The sequence below is a fragment of the Ruegeria sp. AG7 genome (assembly GCF_056541545.1).
Genome location: NZ_JBQFYP010000004.1, coordinates 233906 through 256357, shown reverse-complemented (window position 1 = coordinate 256357; position 22452 = coordinate 233906). Strand labels below are relative to the sequence as shown.

Genomic DNA, 22452 nt, shown 5'->3' with positions numbered 1-22452 from the left:
CCCTTTCAGAAATAGACATCCGCCGCAGGAATGCTCACGCGGCCTTTGGCGGTGTTTAAGACAAGGTTACCGCCTGCGTCTACCGTTTCGAAGGTCCCAACCGTCTCAGACGTGCCGGTACGGGCCGTAATAACCTCGCCCAGCCGGGCAGCACGGGACAGCCACGCGGTGCGAATGGGTTCGAACCCGTAGGTAACAAACTGAGTTTCATATTTGGCATAGGCTGAAGCAAGCTCGGTCAGAAAATCCTCGGGCGTGACGTTTGCACCGGTTTCCGACAAAAGAGAGACAGGTCGGACCGCGCCCGGTTCCACCGCGTCGGCGTCTGGGGCGTTGGCCAGATTCACACCAATACCGATGGACAGATACGCCACACCACGCCCCTGCCCGGCGCTTTCCAGCAAAATACCAGCAAGCTTGCCACCGTTCAGTAGTACGTCATTGGGCCATTTCAACGACAGCCCCGCCGCACGCCCCGTCACAGAGACACAAGCGTCAAACAGAGCCAGTGCCGCAACAAAACTGCGCAGAGCCGCCTGTTCTGGAGCACCTTCAGGGCGCATCAAAAGGGTCGCGGCAAGGTTGCCCATAGGGTTGGCCCATGACCGTCCGCGTCGCCCACGCGCAGCCGTCTGATGATGCGCCATGATCCACACAGGACCACGGGCATTGGGGGCAATCCGCGCAGCTTCGTTGAGTGTGCTATCAACTTCCTGCACCTCGTGCAGGCCATAGCCTTGTGGCCACTTGGTCATATCAAAAAGGCCCGGTCACGCGACCGAGCCCCCTCTTTCAGATTGCGCAAAACGTTCAGTTGACAAGAGTTGCCGCCGCAGCCGCTGCCGCGCCCTCGATCCCAAACTGATAGAAGACCCCGATCAGCATCAGCGCCGCGGACCCCATCAGGGCGACCCACAGAACGGGTGTCGACCGCGTTTCAATCGGGTCTTCGTTCTCGGCCCCGAAATACATGTAGAACACAATCCGCAGGTAATAGAAGGCGCCAATTACCGATGCGATGGCCGAAACCACAACAAGGCCTGTCAAATCGGCACTTACACCAGCCCGCCAAACACCAAACTTCGCAAAGAAACCCAGCATCGGTGGGACACCGGCAAGCGAGAACATCAGGATCAGAACAGCAAGGGCCTTGCCCGGATCACGTTTGGAATACTGGCGCAGCGCATCAATGTCAGTGACGGGTTTGCCGTCGCGTTCCATCATCAGGATAAACGCAAACGTGCCAATGTTCATGGTCACGTAAATCGCCAGATACATCAGCATCGCCTGAATACCCAACTCGGTGCCAGCCGCGAGACCGATCAGCGCATAGCCCATATGGGCAATCGACGAGAACGCCATCAGTCGCTTGATGTCGCGCTGACCAATTGCGGCAACCGCCCCCAGCAACATCGACAGCACGGACAGCAAAACAATCACTTGCTGCCAGTCTTTGACCACACCTCCGAAAGCGTCATGCAGAAGACGTGCGAACAAGGCCATTGCCGCGACTTTCGGCGCGGTGGCAAAGAAGGCCGTAATTGGCGTCGGCGACCCTTCATAGACATCCGGTGTCCACATATGGAACGGAACCGCCGAGACCTTGAATGCCAGACCCGAGATCAGGAAGATCAGGCCAAACAACAGACCAACCGAGACGTCCCCATGATGGACCGTCTGAATAATGCCCGAGAACAGTGTCGTGCCGGTGAACCCATAGACCAGCGACGCACCATACAGCAGCAGACCTGAACTGAGAGCGCCCAGAACAAAGTATTTCAGCCCTGCTTCGGTTGATTTCGCACTGTCACGACGCAGCGCGGCAACAACATACAGCGCAAGGGATTGCAGCTCGAGCCCCATGTAAAGAGACATCAGATCGCCCGCGCTGACCATCATCATCATACCAACGGCAGCAAGCGCCACCAGCAGCGGATATTCAAAGCGCAGCAGACCCCGGCGTGCCATGTATTCCTGGCTCATCACCAGAACGGCACCTGCCGACAAAAGGATGGCAACTTTGGCAAAACGCGCGAACCCGTCATCTACGAACATGCCGTTGAAGGCCACGTTGGTGCCACTGCCCTGGGTGGCGATCCAGATCGCCAGGACCGCCATCAGGCCCGCCGTGGTCCAGACCAGAACCGAAGCCAGCCCGTCTTTCGACGTGTAGACTGCCCCCAACAGAGCCACCATCGCATAGATCGCCAGAACGATTTCCGGCAGGATAATTGTCAGATCAGCCTGGATCATGTCTCCAAAGCTCCCTTAATGCGAAGCGGCAGTCTGGGTCGCAGCCTCAGCCGCGGCCAGAGCCGTGTCATAGTTCGAAATGAGTGCCGTCGTGGATTGGCCGATCACATCGGTCACCAACGACGGGTAAACGCCCAGAAGGATCGTCATCACGATCAGCGGGGCAAAAATCAGCCGCTCGCGCGAGCTCATGTCGGTCATCGCCTTCAGGCTTTCCTTAATCAGATCCCCAAAGACAACGCGGCGGTAGAGCCACAACGCGTAGGCTGCAGAGAAGATCACACCGGTCGCCGCAACAGCAGTCACCCAGGTGTTGACCTGAAATGTGCCCATGAGTGTCAGGAACTCACCAACAAACCCGCTGGTGCCCGGCAGTCCGACATTGGCCATGGTGAACAGCATGAAGACCAGTGCATAGGCGGGCATCCGGATGACCAGACCGCCATAGGCATCGATATCGCGGGTGTGCATCCGGTCATAGATCACGCCGACACAGAGGAAGAGCGCGGCCGAAATAAACCCGTGGCTCAGCATCTGGAAAATCGCGCCGTCAATGCCTTGCTGGTTCGCAGCAAAGATGCCCATCGTGACAAAGCCCATATGCGCGACCGAAGAATACGCGATCAGCTTTTTCATGTCTTCCTGCACCAGTGCCACCAGCGAGGTATAGACAACCGCTATAGCTGACATCCAAAGCACAAGATCAGTCATCACCGCCGAGCCAACCGGGAACATCGGCAGGCTGAACCGCAGGAAGCCGTAGCCGCCCATCTTTAACAGGATCGCGGCCAGCACGACCGAGCCCGCCGTCGGCGCTTGAACGTGCGCATCGGGCAACCAGGTGTGCACCGGCCACATCGGCATTTTCACCGCAAAAGACGCGAAGAAGGCCAGGAACATCAGCGTTTGCATACCGCCGGTGACATAGATGCCCAACACGCTGAAACTCTCGGATGCGAACTGATGGGCCATCAGCGCTTCGATATCCGTGGTGCCCGCGTCAGCATACATTGCGACCATGGCCACCAGCATCAGCACCGAGCCAAGGAAGGTGTAAAGGAAGAACTTGAAGCTGGCATAGATACGATCCTTGCCGCCCCAGATACCGATGATCAGAAACATCGGGATCAGACCCGCCTCGAAGAACAGGTAGAACAGCACCAGGTCCAGCGCCATGAACACGCCCAGCATGAGCGTTTCCAGCAGCAAGAAAGCAATCATGTATTCTTTGACGCGGTCCGTCACATTCCAGCTGGCCAGAATGGTCAGCGGCATGATGAAAGTGGTCAGCAGCACGAACAGAACGCTGATTCCATCCACACCCATCTTGTATTTCAGGCCCATCAGCCATTCACCCTCTTCCACCATCTGGAAACCGGTGTTCGAAGGATCAAAGCCTGTGTAGATGCCAATTGACACCAGAAACGTCACAGTTGTCGCCAGCAATGCAATCCACTTGGCGTTGCGCTGCGCTGCAACGTCGCTGCCGTGCAGGAACAGCGCCAGAATGCCTGCTGCGATGGCGGGGATAAAGGTGACAATAGATAGGATATTGTCCATTAGTGTGCGCCTCCGCCGATCGACATCCAGGTGACAAGGGCCGCAATGCCCAAAACCATCCAGAAGGCGTAAGTAAAGATGTACCCGGTCTGCGCCTTGCCTGCGAGGCGGGTGAAGAAGGGAATCACGCCCATAGCAACCCCATTCAGGAAGCCGTCAATCGTGTTGCCGTCACCGCGTTTCCATAAGAACCGGCCAAGGGCGACAGTGGGTTTGACAAAGATCGCGTCGTAGATTTCGTCGAAATACCATTTGTTCAGCAGGAACAGGTACAGCGGACGCTGGTTTGCTGCCAGACGTGCGGGCAGAGACGTGTTCACGATGTAGAACCAATAGGCCACGATAAAGCCAAGCACCATCGCAACGAATGGTGAAACCTTGACCCATTTCGGAGCCGCATGCGCATCGTCCAGAATGTGGTTGTCCGGCGCCATATAAAGCGCCCCTTCACCCGGCTCGCCCGCAAACACATAATGGTGGTCCCCGCCCTCTGCGGCATTCTCACCATGCGCGGCGTCATCAGCATGGCTGTCATCGGCAAGGCTGTCTTCGCCGTGCGACGCATCCGCCGCCGCGTGATCACCGACCTCGGCATGCTCTGAGGCTTCTGCAACCGGAATACCGTAGAATTTGCCGACCTTATCCGCATGGCCAAAGAAGTTTCCGTACCAGATCATGCCCGCGAATACCGCACCCAGCGACAGTACACCCAGCGGCACCAGCATGACCATCGGGCTTTCATGTGCGTGATCATGCGTGTGCTTGTCGCCGCGCGGCTCGCCATAGAAGGTCAGGAAGATCAGACGCCAGCTGTAGAACGAGGTGAACGCGGCAGCGACGACCAACAACCAGAAGCCATAGCTTGATCCGCCCGCATAGGCGCTCTCGATAATTGCGTCTTTTGACAGGAAACCGGCAAAACCAAAGGTGGTCAGCGGGATGCCAACACCGGTAATCGCCAGGGTACCGATCATCATCGCCCAGAAGGTGTAGGGGATCTTTTTGCGCAGACCGCCATATTCGGTCATCTCCTGTTCGTGATGCATCGCGTGGATCACGGAACCGGCCCCAAGGAACAACAACGCCTTGAAAAAGGCATGCGTAAACAGGTGGAACATCGCCGCCGAATACATGCCCACGCCCGCCGCCACAAACATGTAGCCTAGCTGCGAACAGGTCGAATACGCGATGACACGTTTGATATCGGTCTGAACCAGACCAACAGTAGCCGCAAAGAACGCAGTCGAGGCCCCAAGAACAGTTATGAACCCTGTCGCGCCCGGTGCGAACTCCATCAGCGGGGACATGCGGCAGACCAAAAAGACGCCTGCGGTCACCATGGTCGCAGCGTGGATCAGCGCTGACACAGGCGTCGGGCCTTCCATCGCGTCCGGCAACCACGTGTGCAGGATCAACTGCGCCGATTTACCCATGGCACCGATGAACAGCAGAACGCAGATCACTTCGATCGCGGTCCATTCCCCCCACAGGAAATGCAGCTTCTCTTCTGCCAGCGTAGGAGCAGAGGCAAAGATATCCGAGAAGTTGATACTGTCGGTCAGGAAGAACAGCGCGAAGATGCCCAGAGCAAACCCAAAGTCGCCAACCCGGTTGACCACAAAGGCCTTGATTGCCGCCGCATTGGCCGAAGGCTTGCGATAATAGAACCCGATCAGCAGGTATGAGGCGACGCCGACGCCCTCCCAGCCAAAGAACATCTGCACCAGATTATCCGCCGTCACCAGCATCAGCATGGCGAAAGTGAAGAAGGACAGATAGGCGAAGAAACGTGGCTTATAACTTTCGCCTTCGCGCCATTGCGGGTCGTGATCCATGTAGCCGAAGGAATACAGGTGTACGAGCGCCGAGACGGTCGTCACAACGATCAGCATGATTGCCGTCAGTCGGTCCAGACGGACGGCCCAGCTTGTCGAAAGCGAGCCGCTTTCGATCCAGCGCATGATCTCGATCTGCTGCGTGTGCCCGTCGAAGGTGAAGAACACGATCCAGGACAGCAGACAGGCCAGGAACAGCAGGCCCGTCGCCGTCCACATGGCAGCTTTCTGGCCAATGAACTTCCAGCCGAACCCGCAAAGCAGCGCGCCCACCAGCGGGGCAAAGAGGATGGTGGTTTCCATGTTCCCTTACCCCTTCATCATATTGACGTCTTCAACCGCGATCGTACCGCGGTTGCGGAAGAAACAGACCAGAATGGCCAGACCAATCGCCGCCTCGGCCGCCGCAACGGTCAGCACGAACAGCGTAAACACCTGCCCGACCAGATCGCCGAGGAAACTGGAAAACGCCACAAGGTTGATATTCACCGCCAGCAGCATCAGTTCGATGCTCATCAGCAGGATGATGACGTTCTTGCGGTTCAGGAAGAGACCGAAGATGCCGATGACGAACAGCGTCGCCGCGACCGTAAGATAGTGTTCAAGTCCGATCATAGCTTCGCTCCTGGCGAGTCGGGGTAGTAGAGTTTGCAGCCGCAGGTGTAGTCGACTTTCTTTTGATCCGCAGTCCTGCCGAAGAATGAACCGAGGCTAGAGGTACTGCGATAACGGTGGTTTCTTGCGATACTTTGCAATTCAGACACAGTAGTCTGCTCATTTAGGCCAATTGGGCCCAGCGGCTGTTGAATGAGTTCGATTGACTCATGAGTTCCTATCGGAAGCGATACAACCTTCTGGCCATCTACTCCAACTACCGTCTGCGAGCCTACGAGTTGCCCACCGATGACAATTCCGTCCGCACTTGAGCAGTCCATAAAAAAGAGGTTTTGCTGAGAGAAACACGCATCACCACTGTTCAATCTTTGCCCAATGCGACCGTTGCCCAAGTCGACGACTGGCTCTCCCCTGAAGGAGTTCCATTTTCCACGCCCAGCATTCTCAAAAGAACAATCAGCGTGGACCGACTTAAACTTCCATCCCTCGTTAGCAGGCGCGGGCGAACAGGCCATTGCCGCGTTACTCATCACATACGTGGCGAGCGCAAGTACTATGGTGGAGTTATGATTCACAACCCCTGCCCCGGTTTCACGTCCTTCAACTCCATCGCCTTGGCCGGGTCGCGCATCATCTGGCCGATGATGTCCTGACGCTTGATGTCCTTGCGGTGGCGCAGCGTCAGAACGATGGCGCCGATCATAGCCACCAGCAGGATCAGGCCCGCCAGTTGGAACAGAAGGAAGTATTGATCGTAAAGGATGAGGCCAAGCGCCTCGGTGTTGTGGCGGTCTGTCGGGACCGGCTGCGCCAGATTGGCCGCAGCACCCTGTGCGCTGTCCCACGCCCCGAAAGCCATGACAAACTGCATCAGGATGATCAGACCAATCAGCAGTGCCAGCGGCATATAGCGCGCCATTTCGGCCTTGAGCTCGGCAAAGTCCACGTCCAGCATCATCACCACGAAGAGGAACAGAACCGCGACCGCGCCGACATAGACGATGACCAGCAGCATCGCCACGAACTCGGCCCCCAGCAGCACGAACAGCCCTGCCGAGGACAGAAACGCCAGGATCAGCCACAGGACCGAGTGCACCGGTTGGCGGCTGATCACCGTGAACAGCCCGCCGGTGATGGCGCTGATGGCAAACAGGTAGAAGGCAAAGACGGTCATTGATCCTCATCCTCGTTGTCGCCCATGACCTCTTGCGCCAGATCCAGCGCGCGGGTCATGGCCGGGATGCCGGCAAAGACCGACATCTGACCGATCGTTTCCACGATCTCTTGTTTCTTCGCGCCCGCTTCCAGCGCATGACGCACGGTCTGACGAACAGCCGAATCCGCCTGAGCGCCCTGACAGGTCAGCCCGGCCAGCGTCAGCAGCAGGCGTGTTTTGGCATCCAGCCCGTCCTTGTTGACGGTGTTGCCGAACATCATCTCCATGACCTCTTTGGGCATGGTCGGCCACAGCGCCTCGAACCCTTTGGGCGAGAAGCTTTCCATCGCCGGGTTCATCGCCTTGGCCATGTCCTGAGCTTGCTTCATCATCAGCTCGAACGGATTTGTCGGGCTGTCACTCATCGGTACGGTGCGTCCAGTTCCAGATTGCGCGCGATCTCGGCTTCCCAGCGCTCGCCGTTCGACAGGAGTTTTTCCTTGTCGTAGAACAGCTCTTCCCGGGTTTCCGTCGCGAATTCAAAGTTCGGGCCTTCGACGATGGCATCAACCGGGCATGCCTCTTGGCAGAAGCCGCAATAGATGCACTTGGTCATGTCAATGTCATAGCGCGTGGTGCGGCGGCTGCCGTCCGCGCGGGGCTCGGCATCGATGGTGATGGCCTGTGCCGGGCAGACCGCCTCGCACAGTTTACACGCGATGCAGCGCTCTTCACCGTTTGGATAGCGGCGCAGGGCGTGTTCACCGCGAAACCGCGGGGACAGAGGGCCTTTTTCGTGCGGATAGTTCAGGGTGGCCTTGGGAGCGAAGAAATACTTCATCCCCAGTTTGAAGCCGACCCAGAAATCCTGCAGCAGGAAGTATTTGGCAGCGCGGGTGTAATCGATGTTTGCCATATCAGCCTCCTACGCTCCAACGGGCGAATGCGCCCCAGAACCAGTCGAATTTCGCCGCAAAGGCCACAAAGACCACCCAAACCAGCGAGAACGGCAGGAAAACTTTCCAGCCCAGCCGCATCAGCTGGTCATAGCGGTAGCGAGGCGTGATGGCCTTGACCATCGCGAAGATGAAGAAGAAGAACGCCATCTTGGCGACCATCCACAATACGCCATCGGGCAGGCCCGGGATTGGCGACAGCCAGCCGCCGAAGAACAGCAGCGAGGTCAGCGCGCACATCAGGAAGATCGCGATGTATTCACCGGCCATGAACAGCAGGAAGGGTGTGGCCGAATATTCGACCTGATAACCCGCCACCAGTTCCGATTCCGCTTCGGGCAGGTCAAACGGCGGTCGGTTGGTCTCGGCCAGCGCCGAAATGAAGAACAGAAAGACCATCGGGAAATGCGGCAGCCAGTACCAGCTGAAGAAGCCGAACGACCCATCCTGCGCGCGGACGATGTCACCAAAGTTCATCGACCCGGTCGAGATGATCACACCGATGATGATCAGACCGATGGAAACCTCGTATGAGATCATCTGCGCGGCTGAGCGCAACGAGCCCAAGAACGGGTACTTTGAGTTCGAGGCCCAACCGCCCATGATCACGCCATAAACCTCAAGCGAGGACACGGCGAAGACATAGAGGATTGCGACGTTGATGTCCGACAGGACCCAGCCATCATTGAACGGGATCACCGCCCAGGCGATCATCGCCAACACGAAAGAGGTGAGCGGCGCGAGGATGAAAACCGTGCGGTCGGCCCCCGCGGGGATCACGACCTCTTTGACGACGTATTTCAACGCATCCGCCACCGATTGCAGCAGACCGTAAACGCCGACCACGTTAGGGCCGCGGCGCATCTGGACAGCGGCCCAGATCTTGCGGTCGCCATAAACAAGGAACAACAGCGAGATCATCACGAAGGCAACAACAGCAAGCACTTGCGCCAGAATGATGATGGCTATTCCGCCGGGGGTGTTAAAGAATTCAGCCATTGGTCCTCACACCGTGGGTATTCCGTTTTTCGCGCGCGATGCAAAGGCCCGATGCCTGCGCAAACTGCGGCTGGGTCGGCGCGTTGGTGTAAACAGCATCTGCCGCCATTGCGCCACCCTTTTTCTTTCGTTTCACGCACATTTCCGGCGCAGTCAGGTGCCACCCGACCACAGCGCTGGTTTGCGATATGAAACTGCTTTCGTTCATTCCGCCGCAATCTTCTCAGCTTTGCGGGCTTGCGCCTGCGCCGAAAGCTCGGCCATCAGTTGCGAGGCCCGAGCGATCGGGTTGGTCAGATAGAAATCCTTGATCGCATTGCGGAAGGTCGCCTTGCCCAAAGACCCGGCCTCCAGCGCTTGAACCTCATTCTCGATCACCTCGTCGATGCGGGCCAGATGGGGAACCGCCTCGATCAAGGCTGTGCGCAACTGCGCCAGTGAGTCATAGGGGAGTGTCGCCCCCAGCTCAGCCGACAGCGCACGCAGGATGGCCCAGTTTTCCTTGGCCTCACCAGGCGCAAACCCAGCGCGCATCGCCAGTTGCGGGCGGCCTTCCATGTTCACGAACAGACCGTTTTCCTCGGTATATGCCGCGCCCGGCAGGATCACATCTGCGCGATGCGCGCCCCGATCCCCGTGGCTGCCCTGATAAATCACAAAGGCGCCTTCGCCGATTTCGACCTCATCCGCACCAAGGTTATAGATCACATCCGCAGCATTTATTGCTTCCATACCGCCATCGTTGGTGGCGTCCACATCCATCGCGCCCACGCGCGACGCCGCAGTGTGCAAAATGATCAGGCCGCTTTCCGTATTTGCGGCAATTGTTTGCGCGGCAGCCAGAACAGCTCCTCCGTCCGCCTCCTGCAGCGCTCCCTGCCCGACGATGACCAGCGAGCGTTTACCCCTGATTTCATCGTCGCCGCCCATGTCGACAACCTTTTGCAGCGCTGCGCGATCATCGCCCACATGATGGTACCCATAAGTCAGATCGACCGCTGGACCCACCAAAGCGACTTCGGCCCCGTGCGCCCACGCCTTGCGGATACGCGCGTTCAAAACCGGTGCTTCATCGCGCGGGTTGGTGCCAATCAGAAGAATACGCTCGGCCGTATCGATGACTTCAATCGCGGCGGTCCCGGCATATCCGCCACGGTTCCCGACCGGAAGCTTGGCCCCATCGGTGCGGCACTCAACAACTCCGCCTTGCCCTTCGATCATCTGTTTCAATGCGAATGCGGCCTCGACCGGTACCAGATCACCGACGATACCGGCTGGCTTCTCAGCACCTTTCAGCGCTTCTGCGGCCTTGGTAAGTGCTTCGGACCATGAGGCCGGGCGCAGCTTGCCGTTTTTGCGGATGTAAGGTTTGTCCAGTCGCTGACGCCGCAACCCGTCCCAGACAAAGCGGGTTTTGTCGCTGATCCACTCTTCATTCACTCCGTCATGATTGCGAGGAAGGAAGCGCATCACCTCGCGCCCTTTGGTATCGACACGAATGTTCGATCCCAGCGCGTCCATAACGTCGATGCTTTCGGTTTTGGTCAATTCCCACGGGCGCGCCGTAAACGCATAAGGTTTCGAGGTCAGCGCCCCAACCGGGCACAGGTCGATAATGTTGCCCTGCAGGTTCGAATCCAGCGTCTGGTTCAGATACGAGGTGATCTCGGCATCCTCACCGCGCCCTGTCTGACCCATCTGAGTGATCCCAGCGACTTCGGTGGTAAAGCGCACGCAACGGGTGCAACTGATGCAGCGGGTCATTGCCGTGCCCACAAGCGGTCCCAGATCCAGATCATCAACCGCGCGCTTGGCTTCCTTGAACCGCGAACCGGACAGGCCATAAGCCATCGCCTGATCCTGAAGATCGCATTCGCCGCCCTGATCGCAGATCGGGCAATCCAGCGGATGGTTGATCAGCAGGAACTCCATCACACCTTCGCGGGCCTTTTTGACCATGGGAGAGTTCGTCTTGACCACCGGTGGCTGCCCTTCTGGCCCCGGGCGCAGGTCACGCACCTGCATCGCGCAGGATGCAGCCGGTTTCGGCGGACCGCCCACCACTTCAACCAGACACATCCGGCAGTTTCCCGCAATCGACAGACGCTCGTGATAGCAGAAACGCGGCACCTCGACCCCGGCCTGCTCACAGGCCTGTATCAGGGTCATCGCACCTTCGACTTCGATTTCCTGCCCGTCGATATTGATCTTGCGGAGGTCAGACATGGCTCTCAGTTCGCTCTCAAATAAACGCCAATGGCGCTGTTTCTTTGGATTTCCTTCTGCCCCAAAGAGCAGAATGTTTTGGGGTTGTCGTAGGACACGCCGTTTTTCGCCAGATAAGCCTCGCCCTTGGCCCGCATCCGATCCTTTTCAGCATCCGACTCGACATATGAGCGGATTTCCGTGTCCGAGTACCCCAGATTATTCGCTTTGGACCGCAGTCCCCACATCACACTGATCGCTTTCAATCGCCGCCCGCTGATCGACGGGCAGAACTCGGAAATCTCATTTGCAATGGCGATGTAGTAGAGTTCGTTGTCGATCTCTTTGACATCCCTCAAGGGCGGCTTTGCTTCTACAACCGTCGGCAAGGCCATCAGCGATGCGAGGGCGGCTAGTTTTGTAACAGACATGGGTTTTCCTTTCGTCTTGGACTGTCCAAGACGAAGCGGTTCGCGGCTGCTAGGCAATAACACCCTGCCCGCCCACCGGAGATATGGAAAAACACCGGTCATGGCCGCTGGCAGGTTCCTGCAAATGTCAGTTGATCATTGCTGATGCTAAGGTTCTGCGAGTCTGTATCCGGACCCACCGTCCACGAAATCCGAGACGACCCGAAGTTCTGGATGCAGAATTTGGTACCTTCATGACGTCCGGCCTCGCGCGCACCATCGAGTGAAGCAGAGACGCCTTTGACGACAACCGTAAAGTCCGCGGGCGAGGTCTTCTTGTCGACCACCTTCGCCTTGGTTCTGAACGACTTGCCATCAAACAAAAGCCGATCTGCCGACGGCTTAACCAGACCGCAAGCGGAAACACCAACCAATGCCAGCGCAACAATAAGGGCTTTGGGGGCCTTCATACTTTCCCTCTTTGTTTTCTGTTCCGCTGCGTCGCTATCAAAACGCCGCGACCAATGCCATGAGCCCGATTACGACCATGCACGCCCATCCGATCACATACAAAATTGTCCGCGGGCCGCTGGTTGGCTTGCCGATCCCCTTCAAGTGCACCACCAGCATCGCCAAGCGCGCAACCAGCGCCACCGAGGCCAGCAGGTTTACCCAGAACGGGCTGACGCCCAGCAGAATCGCCGCTGTAATGACTGTCACAAACGCAGGAAGTGTCTCCGTCCCGTTCAGATAGGCCCGGTTCAGACGATACGCCTTGTCGGCATAATCCTGGTCAGGTGTCGCACCGGGTGCCAGCCCCTTGGCTTGTTTGGCCAGTGCCGAAAACGGCGCCAGAAACAATGCAACCAGCGTGAATAGCACAACCGACGCAATTGCGTGGCTATATTCTGCAAACACTTCCATCTTCGTTCACTCCGCTGCCATCGCACCCATACGGCCCGATTTCTGAGCCTTGATGCGGTCTTCGATCTCTTCCCGGAAATTCCGGATCAGGCCCTGGATCGGCCAGGCGGCCGCATCGCCCAAGGCGCAGATCGTGTGTCCTTCGACCTGTTTGGTCACGTCAAACAACATGTCGATCTCTTCCAGCTCAGCTTCACCACGCACCAGACGATCCATCACACGCATCATCCAGCCGGTGCCTTCGCGACACGGCGTACACTGACCACAGCTTTCATGCTTGTAAAACTTCGACAAGCGCCAGATCGCCTTGATGATGTCGGTGGACTTGTCCATCACAATCACCGCTGCCGTACCCAGACCCGACCCCAGATCGTTGCGCAGGTAATCGAAATCCATGATCGCGTCGCGCATGTTTTCACCGCGCACGCAGGGAACCGAGGATCCACCAGGGATAACCGCCAGCAGATTATCCCACCCGCCGCGAATGCCGCCGCAATGGGTTTCGATCAGCTGTTCGAACGGGATCGACATCGCCTCTTCGACGACGCAAGGGTTGTTCACGTGGCCCGAGATCGCAAACAGCTTGGTACCTGCGTTGTTCTGACGACCAAATCCAGCGAACCAATCCGCACCCCGTCGCAAGACGGTCGGCACCACCGCGATGGATTCCACGTTGTTCACAGTGGTCGGACATCCGTACAGCCCCGCGCCCGCCGGGAACGGAGGTTTCATCCGCGGCATACCCTTCTTGCCCTCAAGGCTTTCGATCAGGGCGGTTTCCTCGCCACAAATATAAGCCCCTGCCCCGTGATGAAGGAAAAGATCGAAATCCCAGCCCGAACCAGCGGCGTTTTTGCCAAGAAGCCCCGCGTCATAGGCCTCGTCAATCGCGGCCTGCAATGCCTCGCGCTCGCGGATATATTCGCCGCGCAGGTAGATATAGCAGGTATGCGCGTTCATCGCGAAAGAGGCGATCAGACACCCTTCAATCAACGTGTGCGGATCATGGCGCATGATCTCACGGTCTTTGCAGGTGCCGGGCTCGGATTCATCGGCATTCACAACCAGATAGGAAGGGCGACCGTCGCTTTCCTTTGGCATAAACGACCATTTCAGGCCAGTTGGGAAGCCCGCACCGCCGCGTCCGCGCAGCCCGGAATCCTTCATTGTCTGAATGATCCAGTCCCGGCCCTTTTCAATCAGGCCAGCTGTGCCGTCCCAATGCCCGCGGGCTTGCGCGCCTTTCAGCGTGCGTTCGTGCATCCCGTAGATGTTGGTAAAGATCCGGTCCTGATCCTTCAGCATCATTCGTTACCTTCAGCTGTCCTGACGCATGCGCCAGAGTTGAAAAATGTTCACACCCGCATAAATGAATGCCGCCAGAGCGGCAAAATCAAACAGCAGCGCGTGCCGGGCCGTCAAACCCAGCGCGGGGCCAATGAACAGGTTCATGGCAAGCCAGATCACCATCGTCACCGCAATGACGATGCCGATATGTCGGCCCTTTCGGGCTATGGCCTGATCCTTATCCTTGTCCATCATCCCCCGATGCCCCGATGGGGCACCCGTTTAGTCTTCGTAAGTGCCATCTTCCTTGGCACGTTTGGCAAATTCGGTTTCCTCACCCGCCGCAAGCTTGGCTGCCTGTTCAATCCAGCCATCGCGCTCGATCCGGCCCTTGAACTTCAACCGAGCATCTACCCATGCGACCTGTTCCGGCGTCCAGGCTGCGATCTGATCATAGTGGAAGAAGCCCAACTCGTTCAGGGTCTGCTCCAGCTTGGGGCCTACGCCTTTCAACAGTTTCAGGTTATCTGCCTTGCCGTCGCGCGCGCCTGTCAGTGTTTCGGGCTGGTCCTCTTGCGCTGCCTTCGCCTCAGCGGCCTGTTTCACAGCAGGTTTCGCTGGGGCTGGCGCTTTGGGCGGCTTCGGTGCAGCTTTGGTCGCAGCCGCTTTGCCATCCTTGCCCAACCAAGGGGTCAGGATCGGAACCTCGGTCCCATCAATGCGCCTGACCGTATCGCCAATATCGGTGGCCAGTTCGACGCTGGCGTTGTACTGCGTTTTGCCGCTGTCATACTCCGTCAGGCTGGTCAGCCCCTTGAGCGGTTCAGCCGCATAGCGACCATTCTGCGGGCCCGGCGTCGGAACTTTCCCCGCCACCAGATCATCAAGGATCTTGCCAAAGCTCGCAGCGGTCAGGTCTTCGTAGTAATCCTTGCCGATCTGCGCCATCGGCGCATTGGTGCAGGAGCCAAGGCATTCGACCTCTTCCCAGCTCAGCTTGCCATCGGCGGACAGCACGTGTGGCTTGGCCGCGATCTTCTCCTTGCAAACAGCGATCAGATCCTCGGCCCCGCAAATCATGCATGAGGTCGTTCCGCAAACTTGAACATGGGCCACAGATCCCACCGGTTGCAGCTGGAACATGAAGTAGAACGAGGCCACCTCTAGCACGCGGATATAAGCCATACCCAGCATGTCGGCGACGGATTCAATCGCCGGGCGGCTCAGCCAGCCTTCCTGCTCCTGCGCACGCCACAGCAGAGGGATCACCGCACTGGCCTGACGGCCTTCGGGATATTTGGTAATCTGCGCTTCGGCCCATTGCTGGTTGGCAGCGGTGAAGGCAAAGCTTTCAGGTTGTTCGGGATGAAGACGGCGGAGCATTAGCGGTCAATCTCTCCAAATACGACGTCCATGGTGCCGATGATGGCGGCGACGTCGGCCAGTTGGTGGCCTTTGGCAACGTGGTCCATGGCTTGCAGGTGCAGGAAACCCGGGGCGCGCAGTTTGGCGCGGTAGGGTTTGTTGGTGCCGTCGGCAACTAGATAGACGCCGAACTCGCCCTTGGGGGCTTCGACAGCGGCATAGACCTCACCGGCAGGCACGTGGAAACCTTCGGTGTACAGTTTGAAGTGATGGATCAGGCTCTCCATCGAGGTCTTCATATCCGAGCGTTTCGGCGGGGTGATCTTGCCACGCGCCAGAACGTCACCGGGGCACTCGCGGATTTTGGCGATGGCCTGACGGATGATCAGCAGCGATTGGCGCATTTCTTCCATACGGACAAGGTAGCGGTCATAACAGTCGCCGTTCTTGCCAACGGGGATCTGGAACTCGAACTCGTCGTAGCACTCGTAGGGTTGCGCGCGGCGCAGGTCCCATGCCAGACCCGATCCACGGACCATCACGCCCGAGAAGCCGTACTTCTGGATGTCATCCTCGGTCACGACGCCGATATCAGCGTTGCGCTGTTTGAAGATGCGGTTTTCGGTCAGCAGCCCGTCAATGTCATCAAGGACGTTGGGGAATTCGTGGCTCCACGCCTCGATATCGTCCAGCAGTTCCGGCGGCAGGTCCTGATGTACACCACCCGGACGGAAATAAGCGGCGTGCAGGCGGGCACCGCAGGCACGCTCATAGAACACCATCAGCTTTTCACGCTCTTCAAAACCCCAGAGTGGCGGGGTCAGTGCGCCGACGTCCATCGCCTGCGTCGTCACGTTCAGCAGGTGGTTCAGGATGCGCCCGATCTCGGAATACATAACCCGGATCAGCGAGCCACGGCGCGGCACCTCGACCCCGGTCAGCTTTTCGATGGCCAGACACCAGGCATGTTCCTGGTTCATCGGTGCTACATAGTCCAGACGGTCGAAATACGGCAGGTTCTGCAGATAGGTCCGGCTTTCCATCAGCTTTTCGGTGCCACGGTGCAGCAAGCCGATATGCGGGTCGCAACGCTCGACGATTTCACCGTCCAACTCGAGCACCAGACGCAAAACTCCGTGCGCCGCAGGGTGTTGCGGGCCGAAGTTGATGTTAAAGTTGCGGATCTTCTGCTCGCCGCTCAGCGCGTCCGTGCTGCCGTCATCGTATCTTGAGCCGTCCATCACCGCCCTCGTTTCTTCTTTGCTTCGGCCCGAACCCGGACCTTTTCCGCCTCGGTCGCTTTGACCGCAGCTCCGGCCAGTAGAACCCCTAACGCGCCCAGAATGATCAACTCACCCATCATCTCAGCGTCGCTCCATCTCTTGCAGTTTCATCGCCATCATCCACAGCAGGACAATCACGACCGGAGAGATGATGCATGCAAACGCCCAGTTCTTGTTGATCCCGAAATGCGGCAGCAGCTTGATCATCGGAATGACCGTTGCAACAACCAGAATTATCCAGATCAGGAACTCCATGATTATGTCTCCTGTTTCTCATCCCCCGGCAGAATGTAGTTCGCACCTTCCCATGGGGACATGAAATCAAACTGACGGTATTCCTGCACCAGACTGACCGGCTCATAGACCACGCGTTTCTGCGCCTCGTCATAACGCACCTCGGTGTAGCCGGTGGTCGGGAAATCCTTGCGCAGCGGATGGCCACGGAATCCATAGTCCGTCAGAATCCGCCGCAAATCTGGATGTCCCGAGAACCGGATGCCGAACATGTCGAACACCTCACGCTCGAACCAGTTGGCCGAGGGGTGGATATCGACGATCGAAGGCACCATGTCATCTTCGCGGATCGAAACCCGCAGACGGACACGCTGGTTCTGGTACATCGACAGGAAGTGGTACACCACATCGAACCGCTTGGCACGTTCGGGGTAATCGACGCCGGTGATATCCACCAATGTCGAGAACTTGCAGTTTTGGTCCGACCGCAGGAATTCTACGAATTCCACCAGGTTCGACGGCGCCACATCGACGTTCAGCTCGCCATGGGTCACATCCCAGGACAGAACGCAATCGGCTCGTTTCAGTTCAAGCTGGGTGCCGAGTTCTTTGAGTGCTTCGCTCATCTACCCTTCCCCTCAGCGTACAATTGTGCCGGTGCGGCGGATTTTGCGTTGCAGCTGTAGCAGACCGTAAAGCAGCGCCTCGGCGGTTGGAGGGCAGCCAGGCACGTAAATATCCACCGGAACAACCCGGTCACAGCCACGCACGACGGAATAGGAATAGTGGTAGTAGCCCCCCCCATTCGCGCAGGATCCCATCGAGATCACATAGCGCGGCTCGGGCATCTGGTCGTAAACCTTGCGCAAGGCAGGAGCCATCTTGTTGGTCAGCGTGCCAGCCACGATCATCACGTCAGATTGGCGCGGAGAGGCGCGTGGCGCGATGCCGAAACGTTCCGCATCATAGCGCGGCATCGAAGTGTGCATCATTTCAACCGCGCAGCAGGCCAGACCAAAGGTCATCCAATGCAGCGAACCCGTACGGGCCCAGTTGATAATATCCTCGCTCGAGGTCAGCAGAAAACCTTTGTCCTGCAACTCGGCATTCAGGGCCTGAGTGGCGACTTCTTTGTCGACGCCAGCGGTATTTGCACCGGTCATCACTCCCATTCCAGGGCCCCTTTCTTCCACTCATAGGCAAAGCCGATGGTCAGCACGGCCAGAAACACCATCATCGACCAGAAGCCGACATCGCTGATATCGCGGAACCCGACAGCCCAGGGAAACAGGAATGCGATCTCAAGATCGAAGATGATGAAGAGAATCGAGACCAGATAGAATCGGACGTCAAACTTCATTCGCGCATCGTCGAATGCATTGAAGCCACATTCATATGCGCTGACCTTTTCGGGGTCGGGATTGCGGACAGCCAGTACAACGGCGGCAAGAATCAGGACGATTCCAAGGCCTACGGCAACGGCCAGAAACACCAGAATCGGGAGGTACTCCCGCAGCAGGTCTTCCACGAATAGCTCCTTTCTTGCGCACGCATCTTGTCGGGTGCGCCGTCAATTGGCGTGTTGACTGGACATTCTCTATCCCCGCCGGGTCAGAGGGTCAACCGAACACAGCCCCCTCTGCCATCAAACATACGCTTGACAGCGCGGCATAGAATCGCATCACGAGCGATTTGCATTGGCTTACGGAAACTCGGTAAACTTACTTATTCCATGCAGGTTTACGTTTTTCGAAGAACGCCGCGATCCCTTCACGTGCCTCTTCCGTTTCCCAGCGCTCGACCAGTTCGTTGATGGTCTGGTCGATTGTGGCATCATCAATACGAGGTCCCAGAGTTCGAACCAATGCCTTGGCAGATGCAACTGCCCCCGGCGCGCACGAAAGATAGGGCCGGAGTTCATCTTCTATCGCAGCCGCAAGCTGCTCGGGAGGCACAGCCTTTGCCAGCAATCCCAAATCAACCGCTTCGGGCGCATCGAACAACCGGGCCGACATGAATACACGCCGTGCCCGCGCCTCACCCATACGAGCGATAACATAAGGGCCGATTGTCGCTGGGATCAGCCCAAGCCGGGTCTCGGTCAGTCCCATCTTCAGACTATCTACACCGATGGCGACATCGCACACGGCCGCCATTCCAACACCTCCGCCAAAGGCGTTGCCTTGTAGCGCCCCGATCAGGGGTTTGGGCATCGTGTTCAACGCCTGCAACATCTCGGCCAGCTTGCGCGCCTCGACAAACCGCGTCGCCTTGTCGGCCGCCATCTGGTCCTGCATCCATCCCAGATCACCACCAGCGCAAAACGTCTTTCCCGCAGCAGCCAGAACGACCGCTCTGACAGTGCCATCCTGACCCAGTTGCGACGCGGCCTGTGTCAGCTCGGCAATCATCTGACCCGAGAGCGCGTTGTGCTTTTCCGCCCGGTCCAGAGTTAACGTGGCAACACCGCGTTCGTCTGCTGAAATCGAGATTGTTTCGAACATGTTAGCCTCTCAACGCCTTGGCCATCTGCGCGGCCTCTTCGACCACATCGATATCCAGACCGGTTTGATAGCCCAACCGGTGCAAATGCGCTGCAACGGTTTCAGTCGCGACATTACCCGCAGCCCCCGGAGCATATGGGCAACCGCCAAGCCCACCCACGGCCGCGTCGAACACACGCACACCCAGCGAAAGTGCCGCATCGATATTGTCGATTGCACGCCCATTGGTGTCATGAAAATGCCCGGCAAGCCGCGTCACAGGAACCCTTTCCCGAACCGCCAGAAGCATATGCGCAATCTTGTCTGGCGTGCCTTGCCCGATCGTGTCCCCCAATGACACCTCGTAACAGCCCAACGCAAACAACCGGTCGGCAATTTCGGCGACTTTCTCGGGCGGGGTCGGGCCATCATAGGGGCAATCCGTCACGCAAGAGACGTAGCCGCGAACCGGAAGGTCGATATGACGCGCCGCTTCGAGAATCGGCGTGAACCGTTCGATTGACTCGGCGATCGAGGCATTGATGTTTGCCTTGGAAAACCCCTCGGAAGCCGACGCGAAAATGGCAATCTCATCCGCTTCGGCAGCCAGCGCATCCTCGTATCCGCGCATATTCGGCGTCAACGCCGCGTAGCGCACGCCGTCCGCGCGGGTAATACCGGCCAGAACCTGCGCCGACCCCGCCATTTGAGGCACCCATTTGGGAGAGACAAAGCTTGCAACTTCGATCCGTCGAAACCCGGCGCGGCTGAGGCAATTGATCAGCGCCACCTTGTCGGCAACCGGTATCTCACGTGTTTCGTTTTGTAGCCCGTCGCGCGGTCCAACCTCGTAGATTTCGACCAGATCACCCATGTCAGAACCCCTTATGGCTTGTTCTCATTCCAAATACGGATCGCGCGACCGTGCCACGTCAAGCCGCGCGGGTACAGATCACTCTTCTTCCAAACGCACCAAAGCTGCCCCAGCCTCGACCTGCGCGCCATCTTCGACCAGCACCTCGGCCACCACACCATCGCGCGCGGCCAGCAACGAATGCTCCATTTTCATCGCTTCCAGAATGGCCAAACGGTCGCCTTCCTGAACGGTCTGCCCCGCGGTGGCAAAAACTGCCTTGACCAGACCCGGCATCGGCGCCTCGATCACGTTGGTGTCACCCGTCGCGCTGGCATCCCGGTCCAGCGGGTCGATAACGTCGAAACTGTGACCGTAGTCGGTAAATACGGTCAAAGTTGTTCCGCTGACAGCGACCCGCGGCATCGGTGCGCCGTTCAGCGTCCACTGCCCCGAGATCCGCTCGGCCACGACACGGTGTTCGCCCAGCTGCCAAAGCTGGCGATCCGACCCGTCGACTTGCACGTCCAGATCAAGAACCTCTCCCTGATCGGACAGCTGCACCGCCCGATGCAACGGAGCCCAGAGCGAAAACCCGGTGTCAGGCGTGACATTAACCAAATCCAGTGCGGTCATAGCAGCCGCAACTGCGGTTGTGGCCGGAGTCGGCGATTCCCGCACCAACCCGTCAAGATCGCGCCCGATCAGGCCCGTATCCACATCGCCCGAGGCAAATCCGTCATGGCGGGTCAGCGCTCCCAGAAAGGCGAGATTCGTAACGGTGCCCGCCACTTCGGTCTGCCGCAGCACTCGGTGCAACGTCTCAAGCGCAACCGCGCGGGTCGGACCATGCACCACCACTTTGGCAATCATCGGGTCATACCAGGGGCTGATCGTGTCACCTGTGCGAACACCACTATCCGCTCGGCAGTTGGCCGGGAAAACCAGATGGGTCAATGTACCTGTCGCCGGCAAGAACCCCTTTGGTACATCCTCGGCATAAAGCCGGGCTTCGAAGGCGTGACCCGAGATCGACAGATCATCCTGTTGCCTGGGAAGTCTCTCTCCTGCTGCTACGCGCAACTGCCATTCCACCAGATCGATGCCGGTGATGGCCTCTGTAACCGGGTGTTCCACCTGCAGGCGGGTGTTCATCTCCATGAACCAGAATCTGTCGGGGCGCAGCCCGTCCGAGGTATCGATGATGAACTCCACCGTGCCTGCACCCTTGTACCCGATCGCCTCGGCGGCACGCACACCGGCCTGCCCCATCGCCTCCCGCATCTCAGAAGTCATGCCCGGGGCTGGTGCCTCTTCGATCACTTTCTGATGGCGGCGTTGCAACGAGCAATCGCGTTCAAACAGATGCACCGCATGGGTACCGTCACCAAATACCTGCACTTCGATATGGCGAGGTTTGGCCACGAATTTCTCGACCAGCACTGCGTCATTGCCAAAAGCGGTTTTGGCTTCGCCCCGTGCGCTGTCCAATGCGGAACGGAAATCCTCGGGGCGTTCGACCAGACGCATACCTTTACCGCCGCCGCCTGCAACGGCCTTAATCAGCACCGGATACCCAATCGCATCCGCCGCACCCGCCAAATGTTCGGGATCCTGATTGTCGCCGTGATAGCCGGGCACCACGGGCACGCCAGCCTGTTCCATCAACACCTTGGCCGCATCCTTGAGGCCCATTTTGCGGATCGCATCCGCTGATGGGCCGATAAAGGTCAAACCCGCAGCCTCGACCGCGTCGACGAAATCGGGGTTCTCTGACAGGAAGCCATAACCGGGATGGATCGCCTGCGCGCCCGTATCCAGCGCAGCCTGAATAATCACATCGCCCTTCAGATAGCTTTCCGCCGGGGCGGGGCCGCCGATATGAATGACCTCATCCGCCATCTGCACATGCTTGGCCGCAGCGTCCGCATCGGAATAAACAGCCACACAGGACACGCCCATCCTCTGAGCGGTTTCCATAACCCGGCAAGCGATCTCGCCCCGGTTGGCAATCAGGATTTTGTTGAACATAGC

The 22452-nt window shown here is 58.2% G+C and carries 25 protein-coding genes; all 25 read right to left on the bottom strand.

Annotated elements, in window-relative coordinates:
* Nucleotides 1–5 precede the first annotated feature (5 nt).
* The 25 genes from ACR0BF_RS07865 to ACR0BF_RS07745 all read right to left on the bottom strand — a co-directional run bounded on the left by ACR0BF_RS07865 (nucleotide 6) and on the right by ACR0BF_RS07745 (nucleotide 22449).
* Entirely contained in the window at nucleotides 6–755 is a 750-nt protein-coding gene (locus tag ACR0BF_RS07865; RefSeq protein WP_480476106.1) for a biotin--[acetyl-CoA-carboxylase] ligase, read from the bottom strand.
* A 55-nt stretch (nucleotides 756–810) separates the two neighbouring features.
* On the bottom strand, nucleotides 811–2253 hold the full coding sequence (nuoN, locus tag ACR0BF_RS07860) for an NADH-quinone oxidoreductase subunit NuoN (RefSeq protein ID WP_480476104.1): 1443 nt from the start codon (nucleotides 2251–2253) through the stop codon (nucleotides 811–813).
* A 15-nt stretch (nucleotides 2254–2268) separates the two neighbouring features.
* A complete protein-coding gene (locus ACR0BF_RS07855; RefSeq protein ID WP_480624623.1) occupies nucleotides 2269–3813 on the bottom strand; it encodes an NADH-quinone oxidoreductase subunit M in 1545 nt (514 codons plus the stop codon).
* Complete coding sequence (gene nuoL / locus ACR0BF_RS07850) at nucleotides 3813–5951, bottom strand: NADH-quinone oxidoreductase subunit L (RefSeq protein ID WP_480624622.1); 2139 nt, start codon at nucleotides 5949–5951, stop codon at nucleotides 3813–3815. The genes ACR0BF_RS07855 and nuoL overlap by 1 nt, the downstream gene beginning before the upstream one ends.
* 6 nt (nucleotides 5952–5957) lie before the next feature.
* Nucleotides 5958–6263, bottom strand: a complete 306-nt coding sequence (nuoK, locus tag ACR0BF_RS07845) for an NADH-quinone oxidoreductase subunit NuoK (protein ID WP_005984024.1) — start codon at nucleotides 6261–6263, stop codon at nucleotides 5958–5960.
* A gap of 571 nt (nucleotides 6264–6834) precedes the next feature.
* Nucleotides 6835–7437: an NADH-quinone oxidoreductase subunit J gene (locus ACR0BF_RS07840; RefSeq protein ID WP_480516396.1), complete on the bottom strand. Its 603-nt coding sequence runs from the start codon at nucleotides 7435–7437 to the stop codon at nucleotides 6835–6837.
* Nucleotides 7434–7844 carry a carboxymuconolactone decarboxylase family protein gene (locus tag ACR0BF_RS07835; protein ID WP_170476531.1) on the bottom strand — a complete coding sequence of 137 codons (411 nt, stop codon included), beginning with the start codon at nucleotides 7842–7844 and terminating at the stop codon, nucleotides 7434–7436. Before ACR0BF_RS07835 ends, ACR0BF_RS07840 begins: the two co-directional genes overlap by 4 nt.
* Nucleotides 7841–8335 carry an NADH-quinone oxidoreductase subunit NuoI gene (nuoI, locus tag ACR0BF_RS07830; protein WP_480554123.1) on the bottom strand — a complete coding sequence of 165 codons (495 nt, stop codon included), beginning with the start codon at nucleotides 8333–8335 and terminating at the stop codon, nucleotides 7841–7843. Before nuoI ends, ACR0BF_RS07835 begins: the two co-directional genes overlap by 4 nt.
* A gap of 1 nt (nucleotide 8336) precedes the next feature.
* Nucleotides 8337–9374, bottom strand: coding sequence for an NADH-quinone oxidoreductase subunit NuoH (gene nuoH, locus ACR0BF_RS07825; protein WP_117868407.1), 1038 nt, complete (start codon nucleotides 9372–9374; stop codon nucleotides 8337–8339).
* Nucleotides 9367–9582, bottom strand: a complete 216-nt coding sequence (locus ACR0BF_RS07820) for a hypothetical protein (RefSeq protein WP_480604370.1) — start codon at nucleotides 9580–9582, stop codon at nucleotides 9367–9369. Before ACR0BF_RS07820 ends, nuoH begins: the two co-directional genes overlap by 8 nt.
* Complete coding sequence (gene nuoG, locus ACR0BF_RS07815) at nucleotides 9579–11600, bottom strand: NADH-quinone oxidoreductase subunit NuoG (RefSeq protein WP_480624621.1); 2022 nt, start codon at nucleotides 11598–11600, stop codon at nucleotides 9579–9581. Before nuoG ends, ACR0BF_RS07820 begins: the two co-directional genes overlap by 4 nt.
* A 5-nt stretch (nucleotides 11601–11605) precedes the next feature.
* On the bottom strand, nucleotides 11606–12010 hold the full coding sequence (locus tag ACR0BF_RS07810) for a DUF5333 domain-containing protein (protein ID WP_480604374.1): 405 nt from the start codon (nucleotides 12008–12010) through the stop codon (nucleotides 11606–11608).
* A 98-nt stretch (nucleotides 12011–12108) separates the two neighbouring features.
* On the bottom strand, nucleotides 12109–12459 hold the full coding sequence (locus ACR0BF_RS07805) for a hypothetical protein (protein ID WP_480624620.1): 351 nt from the start codon (nucleotides 12457–12459) through the stop codon (nucleotides 12109–12111).
* A 37-nt stretch (nucleotides 12460–12496) separates the two neighbouring features.
* Entirely contained in the window at nucleotides 12497–12913 is a 417-nt protein-coding gene (locus ACR0BF_RS07800) for an MAPEG family protein (RefSeq protein ID WP_480624619.1), read from the bottom strand.
* A 6-nt stretch (nucleotides 12914–12919) separates the two neighbouring features.
* Nucleotides 12920–14218: an NADH-quinone oxidoreductase subunit NuoF gene (gene nuoF, locus ACR0BF_RS07795; protein ID WP_480476083.1), complete on the bottom strand. Its 1299-nt coding sequence runs from the start codon at nucleotides 14216–14218 to the stop codon at nucleotides 12920–12922.
* 12 nt (nucleotides 14219–14230) lie between these two features.
* A complete protein-coding gene (locus ACR0BF_RS07790) occupies nucleotides 14231–14452 on the bottom strand; it encodes a DUF5337 domain-containing protein (protein WP_209598087.1) in 222 nt (73 codons plus the stop codon).
* Nucleotides 14453–14482: 30 nt separating this feature from the next.
* A complete protein-coding gene (nuoE, locus tag ACR0BF_RS07785; RefSeq protein WP_480476081.1) occupies nucleotides 14483–15583 on the bottom strand; it encodes an NADH-quinone oxidoreductase subunit NuoE in 1101 nt (366 codons plus the stop codon).
* The gene (locus tag ACR0BF_RS07780) at nucleotides 15583–16806 is read right to left on the bottom strand and encodes an NADH-quinone oxidoreductase subunit D (protein ID WP_480516386.1); all 1224 of its coding nucleotides are present in this window, start codon (nucleotides 16804–16806) and stop codon (nucleotides 15583–15585) included. The genes nuoE and ACR0BF_RS07780 overlap by 1 nt, the downstream gene beginning before the upstream one ends.
* A 123-nt stretch (nucleotides 16807–16929) precedes the next feature.
* Nucleotides 16930–17103, bottom strand: a complete 174-nt coding sequence (locus tag ACR0BF_RS07775; RefSeq protein ID WP_170569030.1) for a hypothetical protein — start codon at nucleotides 17101–17103, stop codon at nucleotides 16930–16932.
* 2 nt (nucleotides 17104–17105) lie between these two features.
* Nucleotides 17106–17708 carry an NADH-quinone oxidoreductase subunit C gene (locus tag ACR0BF_RS07770; RefSeq protein ID WP_480516384.1) on the bottom strand — a complete coding sequence of 201 codons (603 nt, stop codon included), beginning with the start codon at nucleotides 17706–17708 and terminating at the stop codon, nucleotides 17106–17108.
* A gap of 12 nt (nucleotides 17709–17720) precedes the next feature.
* Complete coding sequence (locus tag ACR0BF_RS07765; protein ID WP_209504454.1) at nucleotides 17721–18254, bottom strand: NuoB/complex I 20 kDa subunit family protein; 534 nt, start codon at nucleotides 18252–18254, stop codon at nucleotides 17721–17723.
* Nucleotides 18245–18610, bottom strand: a complete 366-nt coding sequence (locus ACR0BF_RS07760; RefSeq protein WP_209504455.1) for an NADH-quinone oxidoreductase subunit A — start codon at nucleotides 18608–18610, stop codon at nucleotides 18245–18247. The genes ACR0BF_RS07765 and ACR0BF_RS07760 overlap by 10 nt, the downstream gene beginning before the upstream one ends.
* A gap of 193 nt (nucleotides 18611–18803) precedes the next feature.
* Nucleotides 18804–19586, bottom strand: a complete 783-nt coding sequence (locus ACR0BF_RS07755; protein ID WP_480476075.1) for a crotonase/enoyl-CoA hydratase family protein — start codon at nucleotides 19584–19586, stop codon at nucleotides 18804–18806.
* 1 nt (nucleotide 19587) lies between these two features.
* Nucleotides 19588–20439, bottom strand: a complete 852-nt coding sequence (locus ACR0BF_RS07750) for a hydroxymethylglutaryl-CoA lyase (protein ID WP_480476073.1) — start codon at nucleotides 20437–20439, stop codon at nucleotides 19588–19590.
* Between the two features lie 78 nt (nucleotides 20440–20517).
* On the bottom strand, nucleotides 20518–22449 hold the full coding sequence (locus ACR0BF_RS07745) for an acetyl/propionyl/methylcrotonyl-CoA carboxylase subunit alpha (protein WP_480624618.1): 1932 nt from the start codon (nucleotides 22447–22449) through the stop codon (nucleotides 20518–20520).
* Nucleotides 22450–22452 lie beyond the last annotated feature (3 nt).